The sequence below is a fragment of the Fictibacillus sp. b24 genome (assembly GCF_030348825.1).
Classification (GTDB): domain Bacteria; phylum Bacillota; class Bacilli; order Bacillales; family Fictibacillaceae; genus Fictibacillus.
In genome coordinates this window covers 2556567-2580354 of the sequence record NZ_JAUCES010000005.1, presented here as the reverse complement: position 1 = coordinate 2580354, position 23788 = coordinate 2556567, and the positions used below count along the sequence as shown (strand labels likewise).

At 41.7% G+C, this 23788-nt stretch carries 25 protein-coding genes and 1 other annotated feature; of the genes, 18 read left to right on the top strand and 7 right to left on the bottom strand.

Annotated elements, in window-relative coordinates; all coding sequences use genetic code 11:
- The first annotated feature begins 72 nt into the window (after window positions 1-72).
- The 9 genes from thiD to QUF49_RS13270 all read left to right on the top strand — a co-directional run bounded on the left by thiD (window position 73) and on the right by QUF49_RS13270 (window position 6366).
- A complete protein-coding gene (gene thiD / locus QUF49_RS13310; protein ID WP_289497654.1) occupies window positions 73-885 on the top strand; it encodes a bifunctional hydroxymethylpyrimidine kinase/phosphomethylpyrimidine kinase in 813 nt (270 codons plus the stop codon).
- Window positions 872-1774, top strand: a complete 903-nt coding sequence (thiM, locus tag QUF49_RS13305) for a hydroxyethylthiazole kinase (RefSeq protein ID WP_289496101.1) — start codon at window positions 872-874, stop codon at window positions 1772-1774. The genes thiD and thiM overlap by 14 nt, the downstream gene beginning before the upstream one ends.
- The gene (gene thiE, locus QUF49_RS13300; RefSeq protein WP_289496100.1) at window positions 1771-2445 is read left to right on the top strand and encodes a thiamine phosphate synthase; all 675 of its coding nucleotides are present in this window, start codon (window positions 1771-1773) and stop codon (window positions 2443-2445) included. Before thiM ends, thiE begins: the two co-directional genes overlap by 4 nt.
- Before the next feature lie 6 nt (window positions 2446-2451).
- Window positions 2452-2964 carry an energy coupling factor transporter S component ThiW gene (gene thiW / locus QUF49_RS13295; protein ID WP_289497653.1) on the top strand — a complete coding sequence of 171 codons (513 nt, stop codon included), beginning with the start codon at window positions 2452-2454 and terminating at the stop codon, window positions 2962-2964.
- A gap of 69 nt (window positions 2965-3033) precedes the next feature.
- Window positions 3034-3276, top strand: a complete 243-nt coding sequence (locus QUF49_RS13290; protein WP_289496099.1) for a hypothetical protein — start codon at window positions 3034-3036, stop codon at window positions 3274-3276.
- 189 nt (window positions 3277-3465) lie between these two features.
- Window positions 3466-4050: a winged helix-turn-helix domain-containing protein gene (locus tag QUF49_RS13285; protein ID WP_289496098.1), complete on the top strand. Its 585-nt coding sequence runs from the start codon at window positions 3466-3468 to the stop codon at window positions 4048-4050.
- Window positions 4047-4259, top strand: coding sequence for a hypothetical protein (locus QUF49_RS13280; protein WP_289496097.1), 213 nt, complete (start codon window positions 4047-4049; stop codon window positions 4257-4259). The genes QUF49_RS13285 and QUF49_RS13280 overlap by 4 nt, the downstream gene beginning before the upstream one ends.
- Window positions 4260-4275: 16 nt before the next feature.
- Window positions 4276-4857 (top strand): ATP-dependent Clp endopeptidase proteolytic subunit ClpP, encoded by a 582-nt coding sequence (gene clpP / locus QUF49_RS13275; RefSeq protein WP_289496096.1) that lies wholly within the window; start codon window positions 4276-4278, stop codon window positions 4855-4857.
- A 270-nt stretch (window positions 4858-5127) separates the two neighbouring features.
- Window positions 5128-6366 (top strand): MFS transporter, encoded by a 1239-nt coding sequence (locus QUF49_RS13270; RefSeq protein WP_289496095.1) that lies wholly within the window; start codon window positions 5128-5130, stop codon window positions 6364-6366.
- Between the two features lie 127 nt (window positions 6367-6493).
- On the opposite strand, the gene QUF49_RS13265 is transcribed toward QUF49_RS13270, so the two are convergent.
- Both QUF49_RS13265 and QUF49_RS13260 read right to left on the bottom strand, forming a co-directional pair.
- Window positions 6494-7357, bottom strand: a complete 864-nt coding sequence (locus QUF49_RS13265; RefSeq protein WP_289496093.1) for a DUF1206 domain-containing protein — start codon at window positions 7355-7357, stop codon at window positions 6494-6496.
- Between the two features lie 10 nt (window positions 7358-7367).
- A complete protein-coding gene (locus QUF49_RS13260) occupies window positions 7368-8456 on the bottom strand; it encodes an AI-2E family transporter (protein ID WP_289496092.1) in 1089 nt (362 codons plus the stop codon).
- Between the two features lie 153 nt (window positions 8457-8609).
- On the opposite strand from QUF49_RS13260, the gene QUF49_RS13255 reads away from it, so the two are divergent.
- The 5 genes from QUF49_RS13255 (at window position 8610) to QUF49_RS13235 (ending at window position 13884) form a co-directional block, all read left to right on the top strand.
- Window positions 8610-9626: a LacI family DNA-binding transcriptional regulator gene (locus QUF49_RS13255; RefSeq protein WP_289496091.1), complete on the top strand. Its 1017-nt coding sequence runs from the start codon at window positions 8610-8612 to the stop codon at window positions 9624-9626.
- 90 nt (window positions 9627-9716) lie between these two features.
- On the top strand, window positions 9717-10439 hold the full coding sequence (locus QUF49_RS13250) for a ThuA domain-containing protein (RefSeq protein ID WP_289496090.1): 723 nt from the start codon (window positions 9717-9719) through the stop codon (window positions 10437-10439).
- A 388-nt stretch (window positions 10440-10827) separates the two neighbouring features.
- Window positions 10828-11862 (top strand): Gfo/Idh/MocA family protein, encoded by a 1035-nt coding sequence (locus QUF49_RS13245; protein ID WP_289496089.1) that lies wholly within the window; start codon window positions 10828-10830, stop codon window positions 11860-11862.
- On the top strand, window positions 11859-12914 hold the full coding sequence (locus QUF49_RS13240) for a Gfo/Idh/MocA family protein (RefSeq protein WP_289496088.1): 1056 nt from the start codon (window positions 11859-11861) through the stop codon (window positions 12912-12914). Before QUF49_RS13245 ends, QUF49_RS13240 begins: the two co-directional genes overlap by 4 nt.
- A 1-nt stretch (window position 12915) precedes the next feature.
- Window positions 12916-13884, top strand: a complete 969-nt coding sequence (locus QUF49_RS13235) for a sugar phosphate isomerase/epimerase family protein (protein WP_289496087.1) — start codon at window positions 12916-12918, stop codon at window positions 13882-13884.
- Window positions 13885-14018: 134 nt separating this feature from the next.
- On the opposite strand, the gene QUF49_RS13230 is transcribed toward QUF49_RS13235, so the two are convergent.
- On the bottom strand, window positions 14019-15422 hold the full coding sequence (locus QUF49_RS13230) for a LysM peptidoglycan-binding domain-containing protein (protein ID WP_289496086.1): 1404 nt from the start codon (window positions 15420-15422) through the stop codon (window positions 14019-14021).
- 211 nt (window positions 15423-15633) lie between these two features.
- Window positions 15634-15857, top strand: a binding site (T-box leader).
- 46 nt (window positions 15858-15903) lie between these two features.
- Between QUF49_RS13230 and proS the strand changes: the two genes are divergently transcribed.
- Both proS and QUF49_RS13220 read left to right on the top strand, forming a co-directional pair.
- Window positions 15904-17334: a proline--tRNA ligase gene (gene proS, locus QUF49_RS13225; protein WP_289496085.1), complete on the top strand. Its 1431-nt coding sequence runs from the start codon at window positions 15904-15906 to the stop codon at window positions 17332-17334.
- Window positions 17335-17456: 122 nt separating this feature from the next.
- On the top strand, window positions 17457-18710 hold the full coding sequence (locus QUF49_RS13220; protein ID WP_289496084.1) for a dicarboxylate/amino acid:cation symporter: 1254 nt from the start codon (window positions 17457-17459) through the stop codon (window positions 18708-18710).
- A gap of 134 nt (window positions 18711-18844) precedes the next feature.
- Here QUF49_RS13220 and QUF49_RS13215 read toward each other — a convergent pair whose 3' ends face one another.
- From QUF49_RS13215 to QUF49_RS13200, 4 genes are all read right to left on the bottom strand, one after another.
- The gene (locus QUF49_RS13215) at window positions 18845-19843 is read right to left on the bottom strand and encodes an inorganic phosphate transporter (RefSeq protein ID WP_289496083.1); all 999 of its coding nucleotides are present in this window, start codon (window positions 19841-19843) and stop codon (window positions 18845-18847) included.
- A gap of 12 nt (window positions 19844-19855) precedes the next feature.
- Window positions 19856-20473, bottom strand: a complete 618-nt coding sequence (locus QUF49_RS13210) for a DUF47 domain-containing protein (protein ID WP_289496082.1) — start codon at window positions 20471-20473, stop codon at window positions 19856-19858.
- Between the two features lie 311 nt (window positions 20474-20784).
- Window positions 20785-21231: an NUDIX hydrolase gene (locus tag QUF49_RS13205; protein WP_289496081.1), complete on the bottom strand. Its 447-nt coding sequence runs from the start codon at window positions 21229-21231 to the stop codon at window positions 20785-20787.
- A gap of 44 nt (window positions 21232-21275) precedes the next feature.
- A complete protein-coding gene (locus QUF49_RS13200; RefSeq protein WP_289496080.1) occupies window positions 21276-21860 on the bottom strand; it encodes a TetR/AcrR family transcriptional regulator in 585 nt (194 codons plus the stop codon).
- 144 nt (window positions 21861-22004) lie between these two features.
- Between QUF49_RS13200 and QUF49_RS13195 the strand changes: the two genes are divergently transcribed.
- Both QUF49_RS13195 and QUF49_RS13190 read left to right on the top strand, forming a co-directional pair.
- Window positions 22005-22892: an ABC transporter ATP-binding protein gene (locus QUF49_RS13195; RefSeq protein WP_289496079.1), complete on the top strand. Its 888-nt coding sequence runs from the start codon at window positions 22005-22007 to the stop codon at window positions 22890-22892.
- The gene (locus QUF49_RS13190) at window positions 22889-23695 is read left to right on the top strand and encodes an ABC transporter permease (RefSeq protein ID WP_289496078.1); all 807 of its coding nucleotides are present in this window, start codon (window positions 22889-22891) and stop codon (window positions 23693-23695) included. Before QUF49_RS13195 ends, QUF49_RS13190 begins: the two co-directional genes overlap by 4 nt.
- The last annotated feature ends 93 nt before the right edge of the window (window positions 23696-23788 follow it).

Sequence of the window (23788 nt, the reverse complement as noted above, 5' to 3'; positions counted from 1 at the left end):
AATGGCCACCCGCTAATAATCTTGCGGGTGGCTTTTTGTATGTAATAAGGAGGCGATATTGTGGCACAGCTGATAAAAGTAAGTAAAGCACTGACCATTGCAGGATCAGACAGCGGTGGAGGAGCAGGTATTCAAGCAGATCTGAAAACGTTCCAAGAGTTTGGAGTTTATGGAATGTCTGTTATTACAGCAGTAACGGCTCAGAACACGGTTGGCGTTCAAGGGGTGTTTCCTGTTTCGTTAGAGGGACTAGAGGCTCAGCTGCGTTCGATTGGAAGTGATTTGAAACCTCATGCTGTAAAGACAGGCATGTTGTTTTCCGGAGAGTACATCGAAAGAACTGCTTATTATATTGAAAAATTTGGATGGAACAACGTGGTTATCGATCCGGTCATGATCGCAAAAGGCGGTGCCACTCTCTTAGGAGAGGAAGCAATTCATGCGATGAAAACGTATATGCTGCCGATTGCAAAAGTCATCACCCCTAACATTCCTGAAGCAGAAGCTTTAACAGGGATCAAGATAGATTGTGAGGAAGCAAGAGCAGAAGCGGCAAAAGTGCTGTTTAATGGTGGTGCTGATTATGTCGTAATAAAAGGCGGTCACTTCGACAGCGGGGAGTATGTTTCTGATCTTCTGTATAACGGTGTTGAGAGGGTTGAACTTGTGGAAAAGCGTATTAACACGAAAAATACACACGGAACAGGATGTACCTTCTCTGCAGCCATTACAGCAGAGCTGGCTTACGGGAAGAAAGCTGAGAGTGCAATTGAGCATGCGAAGAAGTTTATTCAAAACGCAATAGCACATGGGATAGAAGTCGGTTCAGGTCATGGACCAGTTAATCATTTTGCTTATAGGAGGATTGCACATGAACAATACTAGAGTTCAAGAATGGAAGGCGTTTGTAGCTGACGTTAGAAAAGAAAAGCCGCTAGTACATCACATTACCAATAACGTTACAATGAATTTCCTTGCAAATGGTGTACTAGCAGCTGGAGGAAGCCCAATGATGGTTCATGACGCACGTGAAGTGGAAGAAGCTGTAGGGGTTGCAGATGCACTTGTCCTGAACATCGGGACGCTCGATGAACCAACTGCCAAGTCTATGATTCTAGCTTGTAGAAAAGCAATGCAGAGCGGAGTACCAGTAGTACTCGATCCAGTAGGAATAGGACTGTCCGCTTTCCGCCAAGAAGTGGTTAATGAGATATTATCAGAATATTCACAATTGAAGGGGGTCTGGCCCCGAACAATTCTGACAATTTGCGGAAACGCTGCAGAGATACAATTTCTTGCTAAAGGAGACTGGACAGGCAAGGGCGTTGATGGCGAAATTGGTGGACTCGGAAGCTCTGAAGAAGACTTGATCAAACTTGCTTCGGCGGCTGCGAAACAAACGGGGTGTCTCATCGCGATGACAGGAGAGAAAGATGTCATTTCTGATGGTGAGAAATCAATAATACTTTCTCATGGTGATCCCATGCTAGCTTTTGTTACTGGTACTGGCTGCTTTGCAACCTCCATGGTGGCTTTATATCAGGCGAATCGAAAAGAGGCACGCACCCAGACACTTTCCATTCTGAATCGGACTGCTTTAGCGATTCTCATGCTCACAAAAGCAGCTGAGGAAGCAGTAAAGACAGCAAAGGGACCGGGGAGCTTTCAGCAGAACCTTATTGATCAGCTGTTTGTATTAGAGAGCACGCCCGAAATCTGGCAAGGTTCAATCAACTGGAGAGATCACACTTTAACGGAGGAAGCAAGAATATGAGGACTTCTTTAAATGTAGAGATAAAACAGCAGCTTTCCCTTTATTTTGTGGCTGGAACGATGAACTGTAATTCGCCGGCAGCTTTTGAACGCATTCTTTTACAAGCGATTCGAGGTGGTATTACTGCATTTCAGTTTAGGGAAAAAGGAGCGAACTGTTTAAGTGGTGAAAAGCGTCTTGAAATAGCTATTCGTGCAAAAAAGGTTTGCAGAGAACACGGAGTGCTTTTTATCGTAAATGACGATTTGGAGTTAATGAAAACAGTCGATGCTGATGGACTTCATGTGGGACAGAAAGACGGAGACTTAAATACAATACGGCATGAAACAAAAGGTAAAATTCTTGGTGTTTCTGCTCATACACTGGCAGAAGCGGAAGATGCCGTTTCACATGGTGCAGATTATCTTGGGGTTGGTCCAATCTATCAAACTGCTTCAAAAGAGGATGCTGAAGAACCTGTAGGTGTAGAACTAATCAAGGAACTTCTCATGAATAATATCAACCTGCCTCTTGTTGGAATTGGTGGCATCACGATTGACAATGCAAATGAGGTGATTCAGGCTGGTGCTGATGGTGCCGCAGTTATTTCGGCAATAAGCGGTATGGATAACCCTGAAGAAGCATCAAGGAAAATGATTGATGTTATTCAGTCAGCGAAGAGAGGTGAGTAAGTGAAGATATCTGTTCAGAAACTTACTCTTATGGCGATGCTGGTAGCGATCGGTACATTGTCTTCTCATGTTTTTTGGATTCCTGCTGGTGTTGCAAAAGCTTTTCCAGTTCAGCATGCGATTAATGTTATTGCTGGTGTAACACTAGGACCGTTTCCAGCTATGGTGGTCGCGTTTAGCATAGGTTTACTGCGCAATTTGTTTGGTGTCGGTTCATTGCTTGCCTTTCCAGGGGGCATGATTGGAGCGTTAGCAGCGGGGTATTTTTATATGAAGGGAAGAAGATATTTTTTTGCTGCAATCGGAGAATGGATAGGGACGGGCATAATTGGAGCTCTAGTGGCAGTGCCTGTTGCTACATACTTATTAGGTTCCAAAACAGGAGCGTTCTTTTTTGTAGCACCTTTCCTTTTGAGTTCTGTAATTGGCGGACTGCTAGGATGGATCATACTGCGTGTCCTTCATAAAAATACACCATCAGGGAACTGGGTAAAGGAAAAACAAGGAAAACCTGTATAAAGATAAGCACCGAATAGGCCTCTGCACCGTACACTGTGTATTATCAACCGGTGAAAGGGGGCCTTTTGTTTGATGAAAAAACGACCAAAACACTGGGTGTATACGGAGATGGTGCTCATGTTCCTTGGACTGCTGCTCGCCATCTATAACGGAAAAACGTGGGAGAGCCCCACCGTATTGTTTTCGATCTTAACGGTTATCTTTTTATTTCGTGCGGTAGAACGAAAGATATTTAATCAAAAAACTGAATTTTGGTTAAATGCAGGAATGGCGGTAATCTTCTTGATACTAGGTGTAATACCGCTTTTATAGCGAAGAAAAGCAGGCTGGAAGTTACAGGACAGTCTGTTTTTTTATGTCCTTAATAGGCAAACGTATATTTTGCTAAATTCTTTGACATAATGAAGGGTGACGTAATAAAATGATTTTACGTAAAGAATAATTTTTATGTAAGAATAATATGGTTAAAGTGAGGTGATGAAAGTGAAGAGGAATCGAAGCATGCCTGAAACTTTTATCGTCACAGAGCCCGAACAAGCGGCTGCCCTTCTGCATCCAATCCGATCAGAAATCATAAGCTTGTTGAAGAATCCGCAATCTGCGACAGAGCTATCAAAGAAAATGAACGATTCCGCTCAAAAAGTGAACTACCATCTTAAGGCTTTGGAAAAAGTAGGGCTTGTTGTTCGTGCGGGAACAAGGAATGTAAGAAATCTTGTAGAAGTTCTATATGTAAGTGCCGGAAGGTCGTTTTTATTATCAGATTCATTAGGACTTTCTTCAGAAACGATCAAGAAACTTCAAGACCAAACCGCTCTCGCTCACGTATTATCACTCACAGAAAAAATAAAAAGGGATGCAGTTTCTCTTATGGAGCAGGTGGACGAAGAAGAAATCCCAAGTGCTGTAATGGAGATGGAGCTCTCACTTTCAGGTGTTAAAAATCGGAATGCTTTTCTGCAAGACTATACAGACATGCTGACTGCTCTGATTCAAAAGCATCACAGACCCAGTCAAGAAAATGCTAAAACGTATCATGTTTCAATGGCCATGTATCCAAAACCTGAAGGAGGCGGCACAACGTGAAGAAGGACAACAAAAAGACGGTTACACCAATTAAACAAGATGCAGCAGCTGGTGATGAGTCGAATGTATTGCCTATGAAAACGGAAGTACAGGTAGAAGGGGCGGAAAATCAGCAAGAGCCGGCTAAAATCATCTTTATCACATCAGGATTTGGAAAAATACATGTACCACATACATCAAACACAAGCCCGATGGCAGTCGCGGCATAACAAGGAGGAAATAATAATGAACTTAATACCTATGGTTGTTGAATCGACTAACCGCGGAGAGCGGTCTTACGATATATATTCAAGACTTTTGAAAGATCGCATCATCATGCTGGGAAGTGCAATTGATGATAACGTGGCAAATTCTATCGTTGCGCAGCTTTTATTCTTAGCAGCAGAAGATCCTGATAAAGATATTTCCATCTACATCAACTCTCCCGGTGGATCCGTTACTGCAGGTCTAGCAATCTATGACACGATGCAGTTTATAAAGCCCGATGTGTCAACGATCTGTATCGGTATGGCAGCTTCAATGGGAGCAGTCTTAATGGTAGCTGGCGCTAAGGGGAAACGTTATGCACTTCCGAACGCAGAAGTAATGATCCACCAGCCATTAGGAGGAACGCAAGGCCAGGCGTCCGATATGGCGATCCACGCGAAGCGTATCTTGCAGACGCGCGAGTTGTTAAATAAAATTATCTCCGATCGCTCAGGCCAGCCGATCGAAAAAGTAGAAAAAGACACGGACCGCGATTATTTCATGTCAGCAGAAGAAGCAACAAAATATGGAATCATTGACAAGGTGATCGAGAAGGTTTAAACCGAGGGATAAATGTATAAATGCAAGGATAGAAGCCAGCCCATTATTTTCAGGGCTGGCTTCTTGTTTAGGTCTGGGGGGTCTGGGGGTCAGTCCCCAAACAATTTATTTCCCACGCGATTTTAAGGATTTGTGCTAGGGTGTTTGCTCCATTATACGTGTCGAAATCCTGTATTTTAGTATTGGGTGCGTTGATTATGGTAATCTATTGTAAGTTACATAGATTTGTAGTTACTTAACGAGTAAGCTTATAGAAAGAAGGAATGCAGCATGGCAGCGCCAACAGAAGAAAAGACGCCAAGCTTAGCGGCTTCTCAGCAGAAAACCATTTATTCAATCCTCTTTGCCATCAGTTTTGTCCATCTGTTAAATGATTCAATGCAGGCAGTAATTCCAGCCATTTTTCCTATTTTAGAGAAATCCATGAACTTAACGTTCACTCAGCTAGGCTGGATTGCATTTACGCTAAACATCACCTCGTCTATCATGCAGCCTGTTATCGGCTGGTATACGGATCGTACGACATCACCTTATTTGCTGCCAATTGGAATGATGGCTAGCTTGATAGGTATGCTTGGCATTGCATTTGCGGATTCGTTTTACCTTATTATTATCTCCGTAATCGGTATTGGACTAGGAAGTGCTGTTTTCCATCCAGAAGGGTCGCGTGTGGCATATATGGCAGCAGGCAACCGCCGAGGATTAGCACAATCGATTTATCAAGTAGGCGGAAATACAGGGAGTTCACTCGCACCTGTTATGACTGCACTTGTTTTCGTTCCGCTCGGTCAGTTTGGGGCTGTGTGGTTTACCTCATTAGCGGCGATCGCCATTTTCGTGCTGTTTTATGTTTCAGGCTGGTACGCAAAGCAGCTTGTTCATTTTCCCCGTGTAAAGAAGCAGACGGGGGAGAAAAAGGCGATTGATCAGAAAAGAAAGAATCAAGTGATCGGAGCGATGGCACTCCTCGTCTTTTTAGTGTTTGCAAGGTCGTGGTATTTTTCGGGAATCGGCAACTATTATCAGTTTTACTTGATTCAGGATTACGGTTTATCAATCCGGCAAGCTCAAGTTTATTTATTCGTTTTTATGGCGTCAGGCGTACTTGGAACATTCTTTGGTGGACCGATTGCAGACCGATTAGGAAAACGAAACATGATCTTCTGGTCGATGGTGGGAACAGCGCCACTGGCACTTCTTTTGCCGCACGTAGGGCTATGGGCTGTAATACCGTTGTTCTTCGTCATCGGCTTTATCTTAAATACGAGCTTTTCGGTTACCGTTGTCTATGCTCAAGAACTCGTACCGGGAAGGATCGGGATGGTGTCAGGGCTAATTGTAGGACTAGCTTTTGGTATGGGTGCGCTCGGTTCTGTAGTACTCGGTAAAATTGCGGACATTACTAGTATCTCTAACACGATGTTCTTAATCAGCTTCTTGCCGTTATTAGGGCTGTTAACGGTCATGCTGCCAACAGATAAGACGCTTGAAAAGTGGTCGAAAGAATAAAGCAAAAAGGGGGTCTGACCCCAAACAAATACAAATTCATTAAATTTGTATTTGTCAGAAACACAAAAAATCCTTGTCTCTATTCAGAGACAAGGATTTTTCTACTTAACCGATACATAACCACTGTTTAACCGCTATTTAATCGCCTATACCTCGCGCTTGCAAACATAAATACTCCGTATGACACAAAGCCGAGAGAAACTATTGCGAGCAGTACAGGACCAAATGGCTGGGCTGAAAGTTCAAGCAGCGCTCCATCCAACCCTCGTGTCTCTTGAGGATCTGCCAGTACAGCAGTTCGCACAAGAAAGAACGCAATAATCATAAATACAATCCCCCGAGCCGCCATTCCAAACGTCCCTATATACCCGCTCCATTTCCATTCTTTTTTGTTCATCTCATTTTTCTTCAAATCACGCTTGAAACGGTGTGAAAAGGCACGGTGCAAAAATACAACTCCAATAATCCCAAACACGAGCCCTCCAATAGCAATTAACAACTGTCCAAATGGCTGCGAAAGCATCTCTGCAGAAAGAGTTTGATAGGTTTTATCTGAAGATTCAGCTCTGGCGCGAAATAAAATTCTTAATGAACTGATGCACATCGCGATATATACACCAGCAATGATTAAATAACTTAAGCGGCTAAACCATCTCTTCCAGCTATGATTGACACACTCTGGATCAAAAACAGCTTTAACGAGCTGCCAAAACGCATAGGCACTTAAGCCGATGGAGAGGACAATTAATAATACGGGTCCGAAAGGCTGCTGAGCGATCGTATAAAGAGCTCCATTTGAACTTGCTTCATTCGGGTGTTTTCCAGTGGACATGATCAAAGCAAGAATTCCGATTATGACATAAACAATTCCTTTGGAAAGGTAACCGACACGGGCAAAACGGTGCACCCATGGCCGGCATGATTCAAAACGATTCCATATTTTATCTTTTAGCGTAATATCCTTAACAAATGGCTGTTTCACGGTAGACACGTTTCTCCTTTCAGAGCAGATTGCTTCTCGACTCTGGTGGATTGTATAACAGATAGATGCGGTATAGATTGCTGATAATTGTTTTTGTAACGGCATAAGCCGGAATTGCTAAAAGTAAACCGATAAAACCGAACGCTGCACCAGCCATGAGCACGACTAAGATGATCGTAAGGGGATGGATGCGAAGCTGTTTTCCCATAATCTGCGGTGATAAGATGTTACCCTCCACTTGTTGAACAACAAGGGTAACGAGCGCTACTTTTATGGCCATGAAAGGGTCTTGAATCAACCCGACCAGAAGTGCAGGAAATACACCGATAAATGGACCTAAAAACGGTATAACATTCGTTAGTACGGCAAACAGAGCAAGAACCAGCGCGAACTTAAGTCCAATCAATAAGTAACCAGCATACATGAAAATACCTACGAAAAAAGCCACTAGTACTTGTCCCTTAATGTATGATGACAGCGTAGAGTCGATATCCTTTAATATCGCTGCAACATCATGTTCCATATGATGCGGCACAAGTCTCAAGAAGTAGTTAAAGAACTTTTTATCATCAAGCAATAAGTAAAATAGAATAAAAGGCACTACTAACAGCACGAGGGCAATATTTGTCAGCGTCGTGACGAGGGCTATAACATCTTTTGAAACAGAGCTCGTAAACTTTTCAAGGCGCTGTGTTGCTAACTTTGCGACTTGCGTACTGTCGATAAAAGATTTCTTTGACCCTGTGATCATCGTTCCTGTTTTTTCTGTAGCTTCTCCGATTTTTTTAGGGAAATCGTCCGTTATGTTTGTCAGCTGATCGGCAACAATAGGAACAGCAAGGGTTGCAATTCCTGAGATGGAAAAAATTAACCCGAGAAGTACACCCAAGATAGCAACAAACTTTGGTACCTTTTTCTTGATTAAATAACGAATTAGGGGTCGTAACAAATAATAAAGCAAACTCGCTATAAATACGGGAAAGAAGACACTTGAAATGACGAGATAAAGGAAGTCAAGCAGGTAATCGATTTTTCCTAGCAAAAAAAGAATAGTAAGTAATAGTACGGCTCCTGCGGCGTACTTGAAGAATGAGTGCTGATACCACATAAAAAAGTGACCTCCATTTCTTAATAGTATTCTTTTCCCTTTTTAAAAAACTGTAATCTTTTTTATGAATAAATAATTGACTTTTTTGCGAAGCGCTGATAGATTGTAAGTGTAAATGTAAACGTTTACGTAACAAGAAAGCAGGTAGATGTTTTGAATCCGACAATTAAAGATGTGGCAAAACATGCCAACGTTTCAATCGCTACTGTTTCTCGGATTGTAAACGGGCTGCCAGGCTATTCGGAGGAAACGAAGAAGAAAGTGCAGCAATCTATTGAGGCACTCGGCTATCAGCCTAACGCGATAGCACGCGGACTTATAAACAAGCGCACACAAACGATCGGCGTGTTGTTTCCCGAGGTGTCTGGAATGCTTTCCTCAGAAGTTCTTGAAGGTGTCGAGAACGCCGCACATGACGGAGGATTCAGCGTCATCGTGTGCAATACGACTTCGAGCGGAAAGCGAACCGTGAAATACCTCAGGCTTCTTCAGGAAAAAAGGGTAGATGGCATCATCTTCGCTTCAGAAGATGTGAAGGAAGAGTATTATAAAATCTTTCAAGAGATGCAGGTGCCAGTTGTACTTGTGTCAACGGCCTCAACTCATTATAAGCTGCCTTTTGTTCGGGTAAACGATTATGAAGGCGCTTATGAAGCCACTGAGTATTTAATTCAAAAAGGGCATACGGAGATTGGAATGATCGGCGGTAGTCATCACGACCCGATCGCGGGAGTTCCGAGAATGCAAGGATTTAAAGAAGCCCTTCAAAAGCATGGTCTTCCTTTTTCAGATAATCATGTGACAACGAATGAAGGATATCGTTTTCAGAACGGAAAAGAATCATTGCCGCTGCTGCTTAAAAAACTTCCCCAAATGACCGCGTTGTTTGCAGCGAGTGATGAGATGGCGATTGGCGCTATGTCAGCTGCTCATGAGCTGGGAATTAAGGTACCTCAAGAATTATCGATCATCGGATACGATAATTTGAAGATCGCTGAGATGTGTTATCCTGCATTAACAACGGTATCTCAGCCGCTAAAAGACATGGGGCAGACAGCAGGAGAAATATTAGTCAATTTGATTAAAGGTGAACAAAAAGAAGCAGAAAGCCGTTATATGCCTTTTTCGATAATCGAAAGGCAATCCGTCAGTGATTTAAATGACAAGTAAAAAACGGGTTATACAAAAGCTTCATTTTTATTTGAGAAATACGTAAACGTTTACGTAAAACGCTTACACATATATAGGAGGAATTCATAAATGGTTAAAGTTACAGTTTGGAATGAGAATCGTCACGAGCAAAAAAATCCGGTAGTTAAAGAAATTTATCCAAAGGGAATTCATGGTGCGATCCAAGAGTTATTGGAAAATGCAGGCCATGATGTAAATACAGCTACTCTTGATGAGGCAGAACACGGCTTAACAGAAGAAGTATTAAACAACACGGATGTTCTTGTTTGGTGGGGCCACTTAGCACACGACGAAGTGGAAGATGAAATCGTTAATAAAGTGTATCAGCGTGTACTTGACGGAATGGGATTGCTTGTATTGCACTCTGGCCACTTCTCTAAAATCTTTAAAAAGCTGATGGGTACTTCATGTGACTTGAAATGGCGTGAAGCTGATGAAAAAGAACGCATTTGGATTGTAAATCCGAGCCATCCAGTAGCAAACGGACTTGGTGAATACATCGAACTTGAAAAAGAAGAAATGTATGGCGAGCACTTTGATATCCCAGCTCCAGATGATCTTGTGTTTGTGAGCTGGTTTGAAGGCGGGGAAGTGTTCCGATCTGGAGCAGCTTACAACCGTGGAAAAGGGAAGGTATTCTATTTCCGTCCAGGACACGAAACGTATCCAACGTATTACAACGAAGACGTGCAAAAAGTGATCACGAATGCTGTTGCATTCTTAGCGCCGTCTGGCAGCGAAGCGCCAAAGTATGGGAACGCAAAGCCTCTTGAAGCGATTGGGGCTAAATAATATTAACTGAACCATGATGTCCTTGAGAGAGGTTGATTTACGCTCCAGGTGCTCGCTTTCCGCGGGGCAGGCGGTGAGCCCCTTGCCGCTTTGCGCCCTTAAGGGTCTCACCTGACCGCTTGTCCCGCAGGAGTCTCGCACCTTACACTCCAATCAACAAGCAATGGGCAGTTTAAGAAATGATTTAGTAGCAACAATCGTTTAGAAAAGTACCTTGTTTATTGTGTAACCTGTAAGTTGAATACTTAAGTAAGCATCCATGGTCCTGCAGTAGTCACACTTACGCGCCAATCTACATGAAATTGAAAGCAATTAAAAATGTCTGTAGAACAACAATCATTATGATGAGTTGCAAATAAAAACCATATAACACAAGGAGGAACTAAACATGACAGTTAAAGTTGGAATTATTGGATGCGGTAGTATTGCACAGCACCGCCACTTGCCAGAATATGCATCAAATCAGGATGTTGAAATTGTAGCCGTTTGTGACGTTGTTCAAGAACGTGCTGAGGCTGCACAAGCGGTGTATGGAGGAAAGATTTTTACGGATTACAATGAACTGCTTGCACTTGAAGAAGTAGAAGCTGTGAGTGTATGTACGCCAAACTACCTGCACGCACCGATTTCAATCGCTGCTCTAAATGCAGGGAAACACGTTTTATGTGAAAAACCGATGGCTACATCTCTTCAAGAAGCAGAAGAGATGATTGCAGCAGCTGAGAAAAGCGGCAAAACACTAATGATTGGTCATAACCAACGTTTCGTTCCAGCTCACCAAAAAGCGCGTGAGATCATTGCTGCGGGTGAGCTAGGCAAAATATACAGCTTCCGTACAGCATTTGGACATCCAGGACCTGAAGGCTGGAGTGTTGACGGTGCGAGCAGCTGGTTCTTCAAAAAAGATGAAGCGTTTATCGGTGCGATGGGTGATCTTGGCGTTCATAAAACAGACTTGATCCGCTACATTTTGGGTGAAGAGATTGCAGAAGTTGGTGCTTTTGTAGAAACGAGCGCAAAGGAGTTTGCATCTGTTGATGATACAGCGGTTTGTGTGCTGAAAACAGAGAGCGGCATCATTGGAACATTAGCGGCAAGCTGGTCTTATACCGCAAAAGAAGACAACTCTACAATCATTTATGGTGAAAAAGGAATTCTTCGTTTAGAAGATGATCCACAATATTCACTTGTTGCTCAATATACGAACGGATCGATCGTACGCTACGAACTTGGCGCGATTCAAACGAACGAGAATCAGTCCAATTCACATGTGGTTGACCACTTTATTGAAGCAGTTGAATCTGGTAAAGCACCGCTTATTACAGGAGAAGAAGGCAAGCGCTCATTAGCTGTCATTCTAGCTGCACTAGAGTCTAACGATAAGAAAACGATCGAAAAAGTTAAAACAGGAGTTCACGCATGAAACTAAGAGTTGGGATCATCGGGGCTGGCGGTATTGCACAAGGCCGTCATATCCCCGCTTTTCAAAAATTAAGTGATACAGCAGAAGTAACAGCCATTAGCGATGTTAACGTAGATGTCGCAAAAATGGCTGCGGAAAAATTTCACGTACCGAACTATTTTGCAAGCTATACAGAGATGTGGCCGCATGTTGATGCAGTTGTCATTTGTACCCCAAACAAGTTTCATAAAGAGATAACAGTTGCTGCACTAGATGCAGGCAAGCACGTTCTTTGTGAAAAACCGATGGCAATGACGGTTGAAGAATGCGCTGAGATGGTAGAAGCCCAAAAGCGTTCTGGTAAAGTGCTCTCGATTGCTTATCATTACCGCTACATGAAGGAAGCTCAAGCGGCAAAGCGTGTGATGGAAGCGGACGAAGTGGGTAATCCGCTTGTCGTTCGTGTACAAGCTTTGAGAAGACGCAAAGTGCCTGGCTGGGGAGTGTTCACAAACAAAGAGCTGCAAGGCGGCGGGAGTTTAATAGACTATGGCTGTCATTTGCTAGATTTGACACTTTGGCTGTTGGATAACCCTGCTGTAAGTGAAGTAACAGGTCAAACGTATAACACGGTTAGCCGTGAAGCAGAACAAGTGAACCAATGGGGTTCATTTGATGCCGAAACGTTTGAGGTTGATGATCATGTGACGGCTTACATTCGCTTAGCAAACGGCGGAACCATTCTGTTTGAAACATCTTGGGCTGCAAACATTCCTGATGATGCAGAATTGCTTCGTATCTCAGGCGACAAAGGGGGCCTTGATGTTTTCCCGTTTGCGGTGAATAAAGCAGTTAACGGAATGATGACAACAACAAAAGCTGACTGGATTCAAGGGGAAGATGACCCAGGTCTGCCACAAGCTCAGAATTTTGTGGATAGTTGTTTAGGAAAAGCAGAGCCTCTTGTGAAGGCTGAAGAAGCGATGAACACATCTCGTGTAATTGAAGCGATCTATGCAAGCAGCTTAATGGGTAAAGGTGTTCAGCTTCAGAATGAAAAAGGAGTGAAGTAGCATGAAACTAGGAGTATTTACCGTTCTCTTTTCACAAAAATCATTTACAGAAATGCTCGACTATGTAAAAGAAGCTGGTGTTCAAGCAGTCGAGATCGGCACAGGAAACTATCCTGGAAACGCGCACTGTCCACTTGACGAACTGCTTGAGAGTGAAGAAAAGCGTGCAGCGTATCTTCATGAAGTGGAGAAGCGCGGATTAACGATTTCAGCGTTCAGCTGTCATGGGAATCCATTATCTCCTGATGAAGCTTTTGCTAAAGAATCACATGAAACGTTTGTAAAGACAGTAGAACTTGCTGGATTGATGAACGTCCCTGTTGTGAACTGTTTCTCAGGTGTTCCGGGTGATTCAGAAAGCGCTAAATATCCGAACTGGCCGGTTTCCCCTTGGCCGAACGAGTACAGCGATGTGCTGAAGTGGCAATGGGAAGAAAAGCTCATTCCATATTGGCGCACGTGGGGTCAATTTGCTAAAGAGCATGGCGTGAAGATCGGATTAGAACTACACGGCGGTTTCTTAGTACACACTCCGTATACTTTGTTGAAACTTCGTGAGGAAACGTGTGACGCAATTGGTGCAAATCTTGATCCATCTCACCTTTGGTGGCAAGGAATTGATCCAGTAGCGGCAATCAAGATTCTAGGAAAAGCTGGAGCGATCCACCACTTCCACGCAAAAGACACGTATTTAGATCAAGATAACATCAACATGCACGGCTTAACAGACATGCAGCCATACGGCGCTGTTCAAAACCGTGCATGGAGCTTCCGTTCTGTTGGATGCGGACACTCCGTTCAAGACTGGTCTGACATGATGAGCGCCCTTCGTACGTATGGCTACGACTACGTTGTTAGTATCGAGCACGAAGATCCGATCATGTCGATCGAAGAAGGTTTCGCGCGTGCGGTGAAGAACCTGCAGTCAATCCTGATTGCGGAACAGCCTGCCGAAATGTGGTGGGTGTAGTACAAAAGTAGGGGTCTGACCCCAAACAAATACAATTCACCTTGATTTGTATTTGTGGGGTGCACACCCCTTTGATTAAAGAAAAGCCAGAAATCTGATTAGCAGATTTCTGGCTTTTTTGTTACAAGCGAAAGCTAAATCTTTCTTACCCGCATGCTATCTCGTATTACTGGCCAGTTTTGAGGGAAGGGAATACCGAGCACCCAAAAGCTTACTCCACGCAGGTTATAATCAATCGCTGTTTGATACTTCGCCTGCATACTTCTTGCATCTTCAAACCATACTTCATGTTCTTTGCCTTGATCGTCACGGTATTTAAACCAAGGGGAAGCATCACCTTCATCGAACTCAATGGAGGCATTCATTTTCGCTGCTAAATTAACAGCTGCAACAGGACTTAACGTTTTGGCTTGTGTTCCTTGAACAAAAGGAAGTGTCCAGTCACGCCCGTACGTTGGTACGCCCATCATGATTTTTTCGCGAGGGATTACCGTAACCGTATAATCCAATACTTTCTTCACTTCATCAAGTGGTGCGATGGCCATCGCACGGCCGCCTGACCATCCCCACTCATACGTCATGACAACAACAAAATCAACAATCTCACCATGTGCTTTATAGTCATGAGCTTCATACAATAACCCAGGTTGATCTTCTTTGTATTTGGGTGCCAAAGCAGAAGACACCGAATAGCCTAGTGGTTTGTATTTTGCTACCGCACGACGTAAAAAGTTATTATAGTCTTCTTTATTTTCAGGATAAACATATTCGAAATCAAAGTTAACTCCTCGATAACCTTTTGCTCGCATCGTATTCAATATGTTGTTAAGTACGGTTTCCTGAAGTGAATCACTATCTAAAATAGTTTTAATTAAATCGGAGTTAAACATATCTCCTTCTATATTAGAAACCCCCATAAGAGGGGCAACACGGTTGACTCTGGCTGCAGAGATAATACCTTCATCCTGCAGAGCTGTTAATCCGCCAGTACGTGTAACAGAATAGCTGAATGGTGTAATGTAGGTTAAATAGGAACCTACATTTCTAACTTCTGTCTGATTTGCCTCTCCCATGTTCGTCACATAGGAATTTACTTCTTTTACAGGTCGAATGTACGGTATGGAAAGTCTTGTACCCACGTAGACGAGGTTTGGGTTTGCAATGCGATTTTCTTTTTGCAGATCAGCAACAGATGTTCCGTATCGATTAGCAATCATATATAGTGACTCGCCTTGTTTGACAACATGGATCGGAATATCTATCAGTTGACCTACATAAATAACAGAAGCAAGAGGGATGTTGTTCCACCCTATTAAACTTTCAACAGATGTTCCGTAGCGACTAGCTATATCAAAGAGAGTGTCACCTGATTGAATTCTATAAGTAGGAAATTCGTTAGGAATTACAAGTGCCTGGCCAATGACAAGCACATTTTGATTTTCAATAGCATTTGTTCTTACTATTGATGTTATTGAAACGCCATAGCGCTGAGAAATCTTCCAAAGAGAATCACCTCGTTGAACTACATGAATATCCATAAAATTCGCCTCCTTATGCTCTGTAACTAATGTATTTAATCTTAAAGTGAAATATGAAAAGTAGAAGGGGGGTCAGACCCGGGTCTGACCCCCCTTCTACTTCAACGTTATACAGTAGGAAAGCACCAACGATCCCCCATATTAATAACCTAAAAATAATATTTGACAGTTCATGCCAATATCACATATAATTTCAAAAAAACATATCAACAGTGAAACATGGAAGAGGATTAGTACATTGATTTTGTCTTTTAAAGAGAGGGAACTGAATGGTGAAAAGTTCCTACTGACATCCAATCGAACCTGCCTCAGAGTTCTGGATCTTAAACGCTCTTAAACGCGATTAAGATAACAGCGGTTTAAAACCGTTATCATGAAAGAGTGTAAAGCTATGCTTTGAATTAGGGTGGTACCGCCAAATCTTTGGTCCCTAACGATAAGCATGGCTTTTTTGTTTCCTAAATAGGAAGGAGCATAAACAATGACTAAGGATTTTGTAAAAGACGTAACCAGCATGAAAGACGATTTTGCACAGTGGTATACCGATGTTGTAACAAAAGCGGAACTGATCGATTATTCTAGCGTGCGGGGGTCCATGATTCTCAGACCTTACGGCTATGCGATCTGGGAAAACATCCAAAAGGAGCTCGACAGTCAAATCAAACAAACAGGCCATGAGAATGTATACATGCCGCTTTTTATTCCGGAAAGCCTGCTTCAAAAGGAAAAAGATCATATAGAAGGGTTTGCACCTGAAGTTGCTTGGGTAACGCATGGCGGAGAAGAAAAGCTGACAGAACGCTTATGTGTCCGCCCAACATCAGAAGTCCTTTTTGCCGAGCATTTTAAAAACATTATCCATTCGTATCGTGATCTTCCAAAGCTATACAACCAGTGGTCAAACGTTGTGAGGTGGGAAAAGACAACAAGACCTTTCCTTCGAACACTCGAATTTCTCTGGCAAGAAGGTCATACGTGCCACGAAACAGATGAAGAGGCGCATGAAGAAACGGTACGCATGCTTAACGTATACGCTGAACTATGTGAAGAATATCTCGCCATTCCGGTCATCAAAGGTCAGAAGACAGAAAAAGAAAAGTTTGCTGGAGCAAAATATACGTACACGATCGAAAGTCTCATGCATGACGGAAAAGCGTTGCAGTCTGGAACTTCACATCATTTGGGAGACGGCTTTGCCAAGGCGTTTGGCATTGAATTCACGAACAGAGAAGGTAAGCTCCAAACCGTTCAGCAGACATCATGGGGCTTTACGACTCGAATTATCGGAGCAATAATCATGGTCCATGGAGACGATAGAGGGCTGGTCGTTCCTCCAAAAATTGCTCCAACTCAACTTATGATTGTACCAATTGCTCAGCATAAAGAAGGCGTCCTCGATTTTGCATACGACCTAAAAGATAAGCTTTCAAAAAACATCCGAACAGGAATCGATGTCAGTGATAAGAAACCAGGGTGGAAATTTAATGAGTACGAGATGAAAGGTATTCCGCTTCGTTTAGAAGTTGGACCACGGGACATTGAACAGCAGCAGGTTATTTTAGTTCGCCGTGATACGGGAGAAAAACAGACCGTATCTTTGCAAGATCTAGAAACTCAAGTTCAGCAGATTCTTAACGATATTCAAAACAGTTTGTTTGAAAAAGCAAAAACACATAGAGAAAATCAAACAACTTCAGTGACGTCATTTGATGATTTTAAAGATAGTCTTGCCCAAAAAGGTGGATTCATTAAAGCCATGTGGTGCGGAGATGAAGCTTGTGAAAACTATATTAAAGATGAAACAGGCGCAACATCGAGATGTATGCCATTTGAACAAGAGAAGGTCTCAGAAAAGTGTGTATGCTGTGAGCAAGAAGGCAAGCACCTCGTTTACTGGGCAAAAGCTTATTAAATTGTTTGGGGACAGACCCGGGGTCTGTCCCCAATCTTTTTTTGATTAAACTCTATGAAAAATATTTTTTCCGTATAAAATAGATAAAGTGGCTATGAATCTATTTAAGGAGAGAATGTAATATGAAAAATACGTGGAAAGCATACCGCTCGCCTATTATTTTGCTTTTGGCTATTATTGTCGGAAGCATTGTTGGTTCAACAATGGGCAAGGATGCAGCGGTTCTTAAGCCGTTTGGGGATTTATTTCTAAACGTAATGTTCATGATAGTTGTTCCACTCGTTTTCTTTTCTATCTCATCGAGTGTGGCAAACATGGCTGGAGCAAAACGATTTGGTAAAATCATTAGCTCTATGCTGATCGTCTTTTTGTTTACAGGTACGGTTGCAGCAATCATCAGTATGGCTGGAATTAAGATTTTTCCGCCTTCAGAAGGAGTTAACATCGACCTTGTAAAACCTGATGCATCAAGCGAACAAGTATCAATCGGTGATCAACTTGTAAGTACGGTAACGGTACCAGACTTCGTCGACCTTTTAAGTCGTGCAAATATGTTAGCACTTATTCTTTTTTCCGTTTTACTAGGACTTGCAACGTCAAAAGTCGGAGAGAAAGCAAAACCACTCGCAAACTTTTTATCTGCGGGAAGCGAAGTTACTCTGCAGATGGTGAAGTACGTCATGTACTATGCACCAATAGGGTTAGGTGCTTATTTCGCAGCACTAGTTGGAGAGTTTGGTCCAACATTGCTTGGTTCTTATTTTAAAGCGGTATTGTTCTACTATCCGTTCTCTATTCTGTATTTCTTTGGTTTCTTTACGCTTTATGCGTTTATGGCTCATGGAAAGCTTGGGATTCGTACATTCTGGAAAAACATGCTTTCGCCATCTGTTACAAGTCTTGCAACATGCAGTTCAGCTGCAAGCATCCCTGTTAACTTAGAAGCAACAAAGAAAATGGGAGTGCCAGATGATATCAGCGAAACGACGATCCCGCTTGGTGCAACACTTCACAAAGATGGTTCGGTTATCGGTGGAGTTCTAAAAATCACGTTCCTTTTTGGAATTTTCGGTATGGATTTCTCAGGTCTCAACACGTATCTGCTTGTTGGTGGTGTTGCTCTTTTAGTCGGGATGGTTATGGGAGCAATTCCTCAAGGTGGTTTAATCGCAGAAATGCTGATTTTGTCCCTGTTTGGTTTTCCTCCAGAAGCTCTTCCAATCATTGCCGCGATCTCAGCTATCATTGACCCGCCGGCCACATTGCTGAACGCAACAGGTGATAATGTAGCAAGTATGATGACAGCACGTTTAGTTGAAGGGAAGAACTGGCTCCTAAAAAAGACAGCTCCATTAACTCAGCAAAAAGGTGCATAAGTTCAAAACTCTCTAACTCCAGCCAGAGTTAGGGAGTTTTTTATTTAATCAACATTTCTTGAAACGTATTCTGATTCTTAACGTATAACATAAAGACATAAAGAAAGCCTGGGATGAGCCCCAGGCTTTGCTGATTATAGGAATAAATTTAAAACAAAATAAGATAAAGCGGCTAATAGAGCAGAGATCGGCAATGTAATACACCACGTGATCAACATTGTCTTTGCTGTACCCCATTTAACACCCTTTAGACGGTGAGATGCACCTACACCTAAAATAGAAGATGTAATTACGTGTGTTGTACTAACTGGGATTCCTAAAACAGACGCTCCAAGTATGACAGAAGCACCGGTTAAATCCGCAGAAACACCGTTAACAGGACGAATCTTCATTATCTTCCCGCCAACTGTTTTAATAATCTTCCATCCACCTACGGATGTTCCAAGCCCCATTGCAAGCGCACAGGAAACTTGTACCCATAATTGAATGTCCGTACTGTCTGTGTAGCCGTTTGCGATTAACGCCATAGTGATGATACCCATCGCTTTTTGCGCATCGTTCGTTCCATGTGAATAGGCTTGGAATGCGGCTGTAACAACTTGAACTTTACGGAAACCATTGTTTGTTTTTGTTAAGTTACTATTTTTGAACAACATCTTAATAATATTATAAAAGATAAATCCAACTGCAAATGCTAAAATCGGTGAAAGTAGTAAACCGTAAATAATTTTAAGAAATCCAGAATAATGCAAAGCCCCAAATCCTGCAGCTGCGATCGCAGCACCTGCGATAGAACCAATAATGGCATGTGATGAGGAACTTGGAATACCGTAGTACCACGTAATTAAGTTCCAGGCAATTGCTGCAATAAGAGCTGCTAGTATAACCACTGACCCGTTTTGAAGTGTAAAGGGATCCACGATATCTTTTGTGATTGTTTTGGCAACACCAGTAAACGTCATGGCTCCGACAAAGTTCATGACAGCAGCCAAAATGATGGCTTTTCTAGGTGTTAATGCTTTTGTTGAAACGGATGTAGCAATCGCATTCGCTGTATCATGAAATCCATTGATAAAATCAAATGCAAGTGCACCAATAACAACAAGAATGGTAATGAGTAATACTGTATCCATACCAGCCACCCGTTACGCGTTTTTCATGATGATAGATTCGATAGTATTCGCAACGTTCTGGCAGCTGTCGGCAATGCCTTCAAGCACTTCGTACATTTCTTTATACTTAATTACTTTAATTGGATCTGTTTGTGTAGCGAACAATTCACGTTGTGCTTCACGGTATAAATCGTCACACTTTGATTCGTAATCTTTAATTTTAATAGCATGTTCACGCATATCAAGAAGTTTTTTCTCAGATAAAAGGTTAACAGTCAGTAGTATTTCATCAGCGCTTAGCTTGATATACTCAACAAACTTAACCATGTATTGATCAGGATTTGTGATCGCATAAATGTCAAACAAAGCAGATGATTGCTCAATGCCATCTAAAATATCATCCATGCTCATTGCAAGTGACAAGATATCTTCTCTCTCTATAGGTGTAATAAATACTTTGTTCAGTTCCATAATTACCGTATGAACGTAAGTGTCACCTTTTGATTCGAGTTGTTTCAGATGATCTGCAAACTCACGCAAGTCATCACTGTTCTTGATTTTGAAATCGTGGAAGTAACCAGCAGATTCTTTTAAGTTGCTGGCAATATCCGTTAGCATGACCATGAACTTATCCTTTTTCTTTGTAAACATAGTACCCTCCAAAAGAAATGTCTTTAATCCTTTTTCTTTGTTTCTTTTTTATAATGGCAGCTTTTCTCTATGTAAGCTTTTTACCCATCCAAAACATTATATATAAAGTCGAAAAAAATTGATAGTTTTTGTCGAATTTGTAGGTTTTGTAATGAAAAATTTACAAACAATTTACAAAAGGGGTATTGCTAATTTTGCTGGAATATTCCTATTGAAAAGGTGGCTTTAAACTGCTTCCTCATTCGTTCAACAATGCAGAATCTAGCTAGCCAGAAAAAAAGAACGGAAATTAATGATCCGTTCTTAAATCTTTAATATGAAGTTGTAATAGTTAAGCGGTCTTTAACCATTTGTGCTCGTTTAATGCTTTCTCTTACGATAGGGCCGATAGAGGGGTGAGTAAAAATTTCTTCAGTTGTCAGCCAAAGTACATTCTCGACTTCATCTTTGCTTTTTGGATAAGCTTCCCCTGATTCGTATTTAGCCAGCATGACGATATCTACAACTTTTTTACCTGAGTTGGAGATAAATGAAGTGCTGTGGACGTACTGAAGATGATTAGATATCGTGACGCCCACTTCTTCATATACTTCTCGAATGGCTGTTCTCTCCAGAATGTCAGAAGAGTTTCCTTCATCTTCGACTTGACCGCCTACTAGAGAAAGTGCACCAGCGGCATGTTCTTCTTTTAAACTGCGTTGAATGATTAACCATTTATCCTCTTTGTAAACTGCGGCTTCTACATTAACAATAAACATGATTCATCTCCTTAACATGCCTGTTTATATGGTTGTTTCTTTAATCATTTTGGCATAGACAATCCATAGAAAAACATTTGAAAAATATCAGTGGCCAGCTTTTTACCGTTTTCGCCCGTAATCATTGAGATCAGCATATCGTTATTGAAAAGCTGAATATAAAGCATAATCGACTGCTCAGACAATTTCGGATTGATCTCTCCGTTCTGCTGCGCTTCTTTTATTAACCCTATAATTAACGGAATGGCATATTTGGCTTGAAATTCAGACAGGTAAGTTCTTAACTCTTCATCGTTTAACATCATCTCTTGAATGACTTCAGGATGGATGTTCAGCACCTCGTTTGTTTTATGAAGAATGCTAGCCTTCATTTTTTCTTGAAAGGAAAGGTCTTTATTAAATAGATTCTTATGGAACTCATATTGCTGTTCAGTAAAGTCTTTAACTACTTCCCGAAACAACGTTTCCTTGCTTCCGAAGTGATTATAGATGGTCACCTGTGATACACCGGCTTGCTTAGCGATGTCTTCGATTTTTATATCTTTAAAGCCTTGTTGCTGGAAGAGGGAAAAAGCAGCTTGTTTGATATCTGCTTTCTTTTGTTCCTTGCGACGTTCATATCCGTTCAATTTCCTTCACCTCTTTATTAGAATAAAACATATTTTGAAAAATAACAAATAAGATATTTCAAAAAGTATTGCTATAAAAAGAGAAAAGAGATATGATGATTTTGAAATATAAACGTATAAATATTTCAAAAAGAGGGTGGTACAATGATTAAAGTAGAGGGACTTACTAAGGCATTCACACCAGAAAAAGGATTGTTTGATCTCAATTTTGAAGTAAAAAAAGGTGAAGTTTTTGGATATATTGGGCCAAACGGTGCTGGGAAATCAACAACAATACGTCACTTGATGGGGTTTATGAAGCCAGATAGCGGTCATTCTTCAATTCATGGGATGGACTGCTGGAAGGATTCTGCCCGTATACAGGAACAAACAGGCTACCTTCCCGGAGAGATTGTGTTCTTAGAAGGAATGACAGGTTTGGGCTTTCTGACTCTTATCCAACAAATGAGAAAGCAGAAAGAAACAAAAAGAAGAGACGAACTGATTGAACGGTTTCAGTTGGATGTGAAAACCCCTATCCGTAAGATGTCTAAAGGGATGAAGCAAAAGGTAGGAATTATCGCTGCATTCTTGCATGAGCCTGAAGTGCTCATACTTGATGAACCTACTTCAGGGCTTGACCCCCTAATGCAACGTGTATTTATTGATTTGATTTTGGAAGAAAAAAATAAAAACAAAACGATTCTCATGTCATCACATAGTTTTCAGGAAATTGAACGTACATGTGATTCGGCAGGAATTATTAAGGATGGCAAATTAGTTGCGTTAGAAGACATGCATTCGCTAAGAACCGTTCAACGGAGAGTGTTTGAAGTGAAAGTTAAAACCGATGAGGATATAGAAAAAATGGTTCAATCCTCACTTTTAACGGAAGTAAGAGGGAACAGAACCGTTCACATCACCGTTCAAGGAAATGACCAGGAATTTATCCAATTGTTAAGTCGATGTGAAGTGCAGCATCTGGATACAAGGCCACAGGATTTGGAAGATATCTTTATGCATTATTATGACAGAAGGGAAGTGGCACAATGAGCTGGCCTCTATACCTTTCAATGATGAAGAGCCATTTGAAGATGCTTGGTGGTTTTATATATGGTGCCGTAGCATATATCGTACTTATTATATGGATCTATCCATCCATCGCAGATATGAAAGGATTTAACGATATGATTGCCGCATTGCCAGAGGGAATGCGAAAGCTGATCGGAATGGAGAATGGTATTAACTCTTTGTCTGACTATATAGCGGGTGAATTTTACGGCATGTTGTTCTTAATTATTTTGATGGTATATGTGATTTTAACTTCCACCCGATTAATGGCGCGCCTTGTAGATCAAGGATCTATGGCGTATTTACTCGCAACCCCAAATTCAAGGCTTAAGATTGCTGTAACACAAGCGGCTGTCATGATTACGGGTCTTGGCTTAATCGTGGCTTTTACTACTTTAAGCGGCATTGCAGCTAGCGAGTGGCTGATCAGCGGTTATGAACTGGACGTTGCGTCATTCATTAAACTAAATGTGTTAACCTTCCTCATTTTTTCCTGCATTGCAGCTTATTGCTTCCTTATTTCATCTGTATGTAACGATGAAAAGAGAGCACTCGGAATATCAGCAGGTATCACACTTGTTTTCTACATGTTTAACATGGCGGGCAAGTTAAGTGAGAAAACAGAATGGCTGTTAAACTTTTCAATCTTTAAGTTGTATGATCCCATTAAAATGATTAACAATGAAACAGATGCTTTACTGACGGGTTCCATCCTTACTGTAACTACGCTTCTTTTGTTTGCAATAAGCATCATTTTATTCAAGCGAAGAAATCTGCCGTTGTAAGTGATTCTAAATTCGTGAGGTTCCGTGTATAATAAAGTAATTAAATCGTGTCACATTCAAAAAAGTTAAACATACACTGTTAGAGCTAGGAAC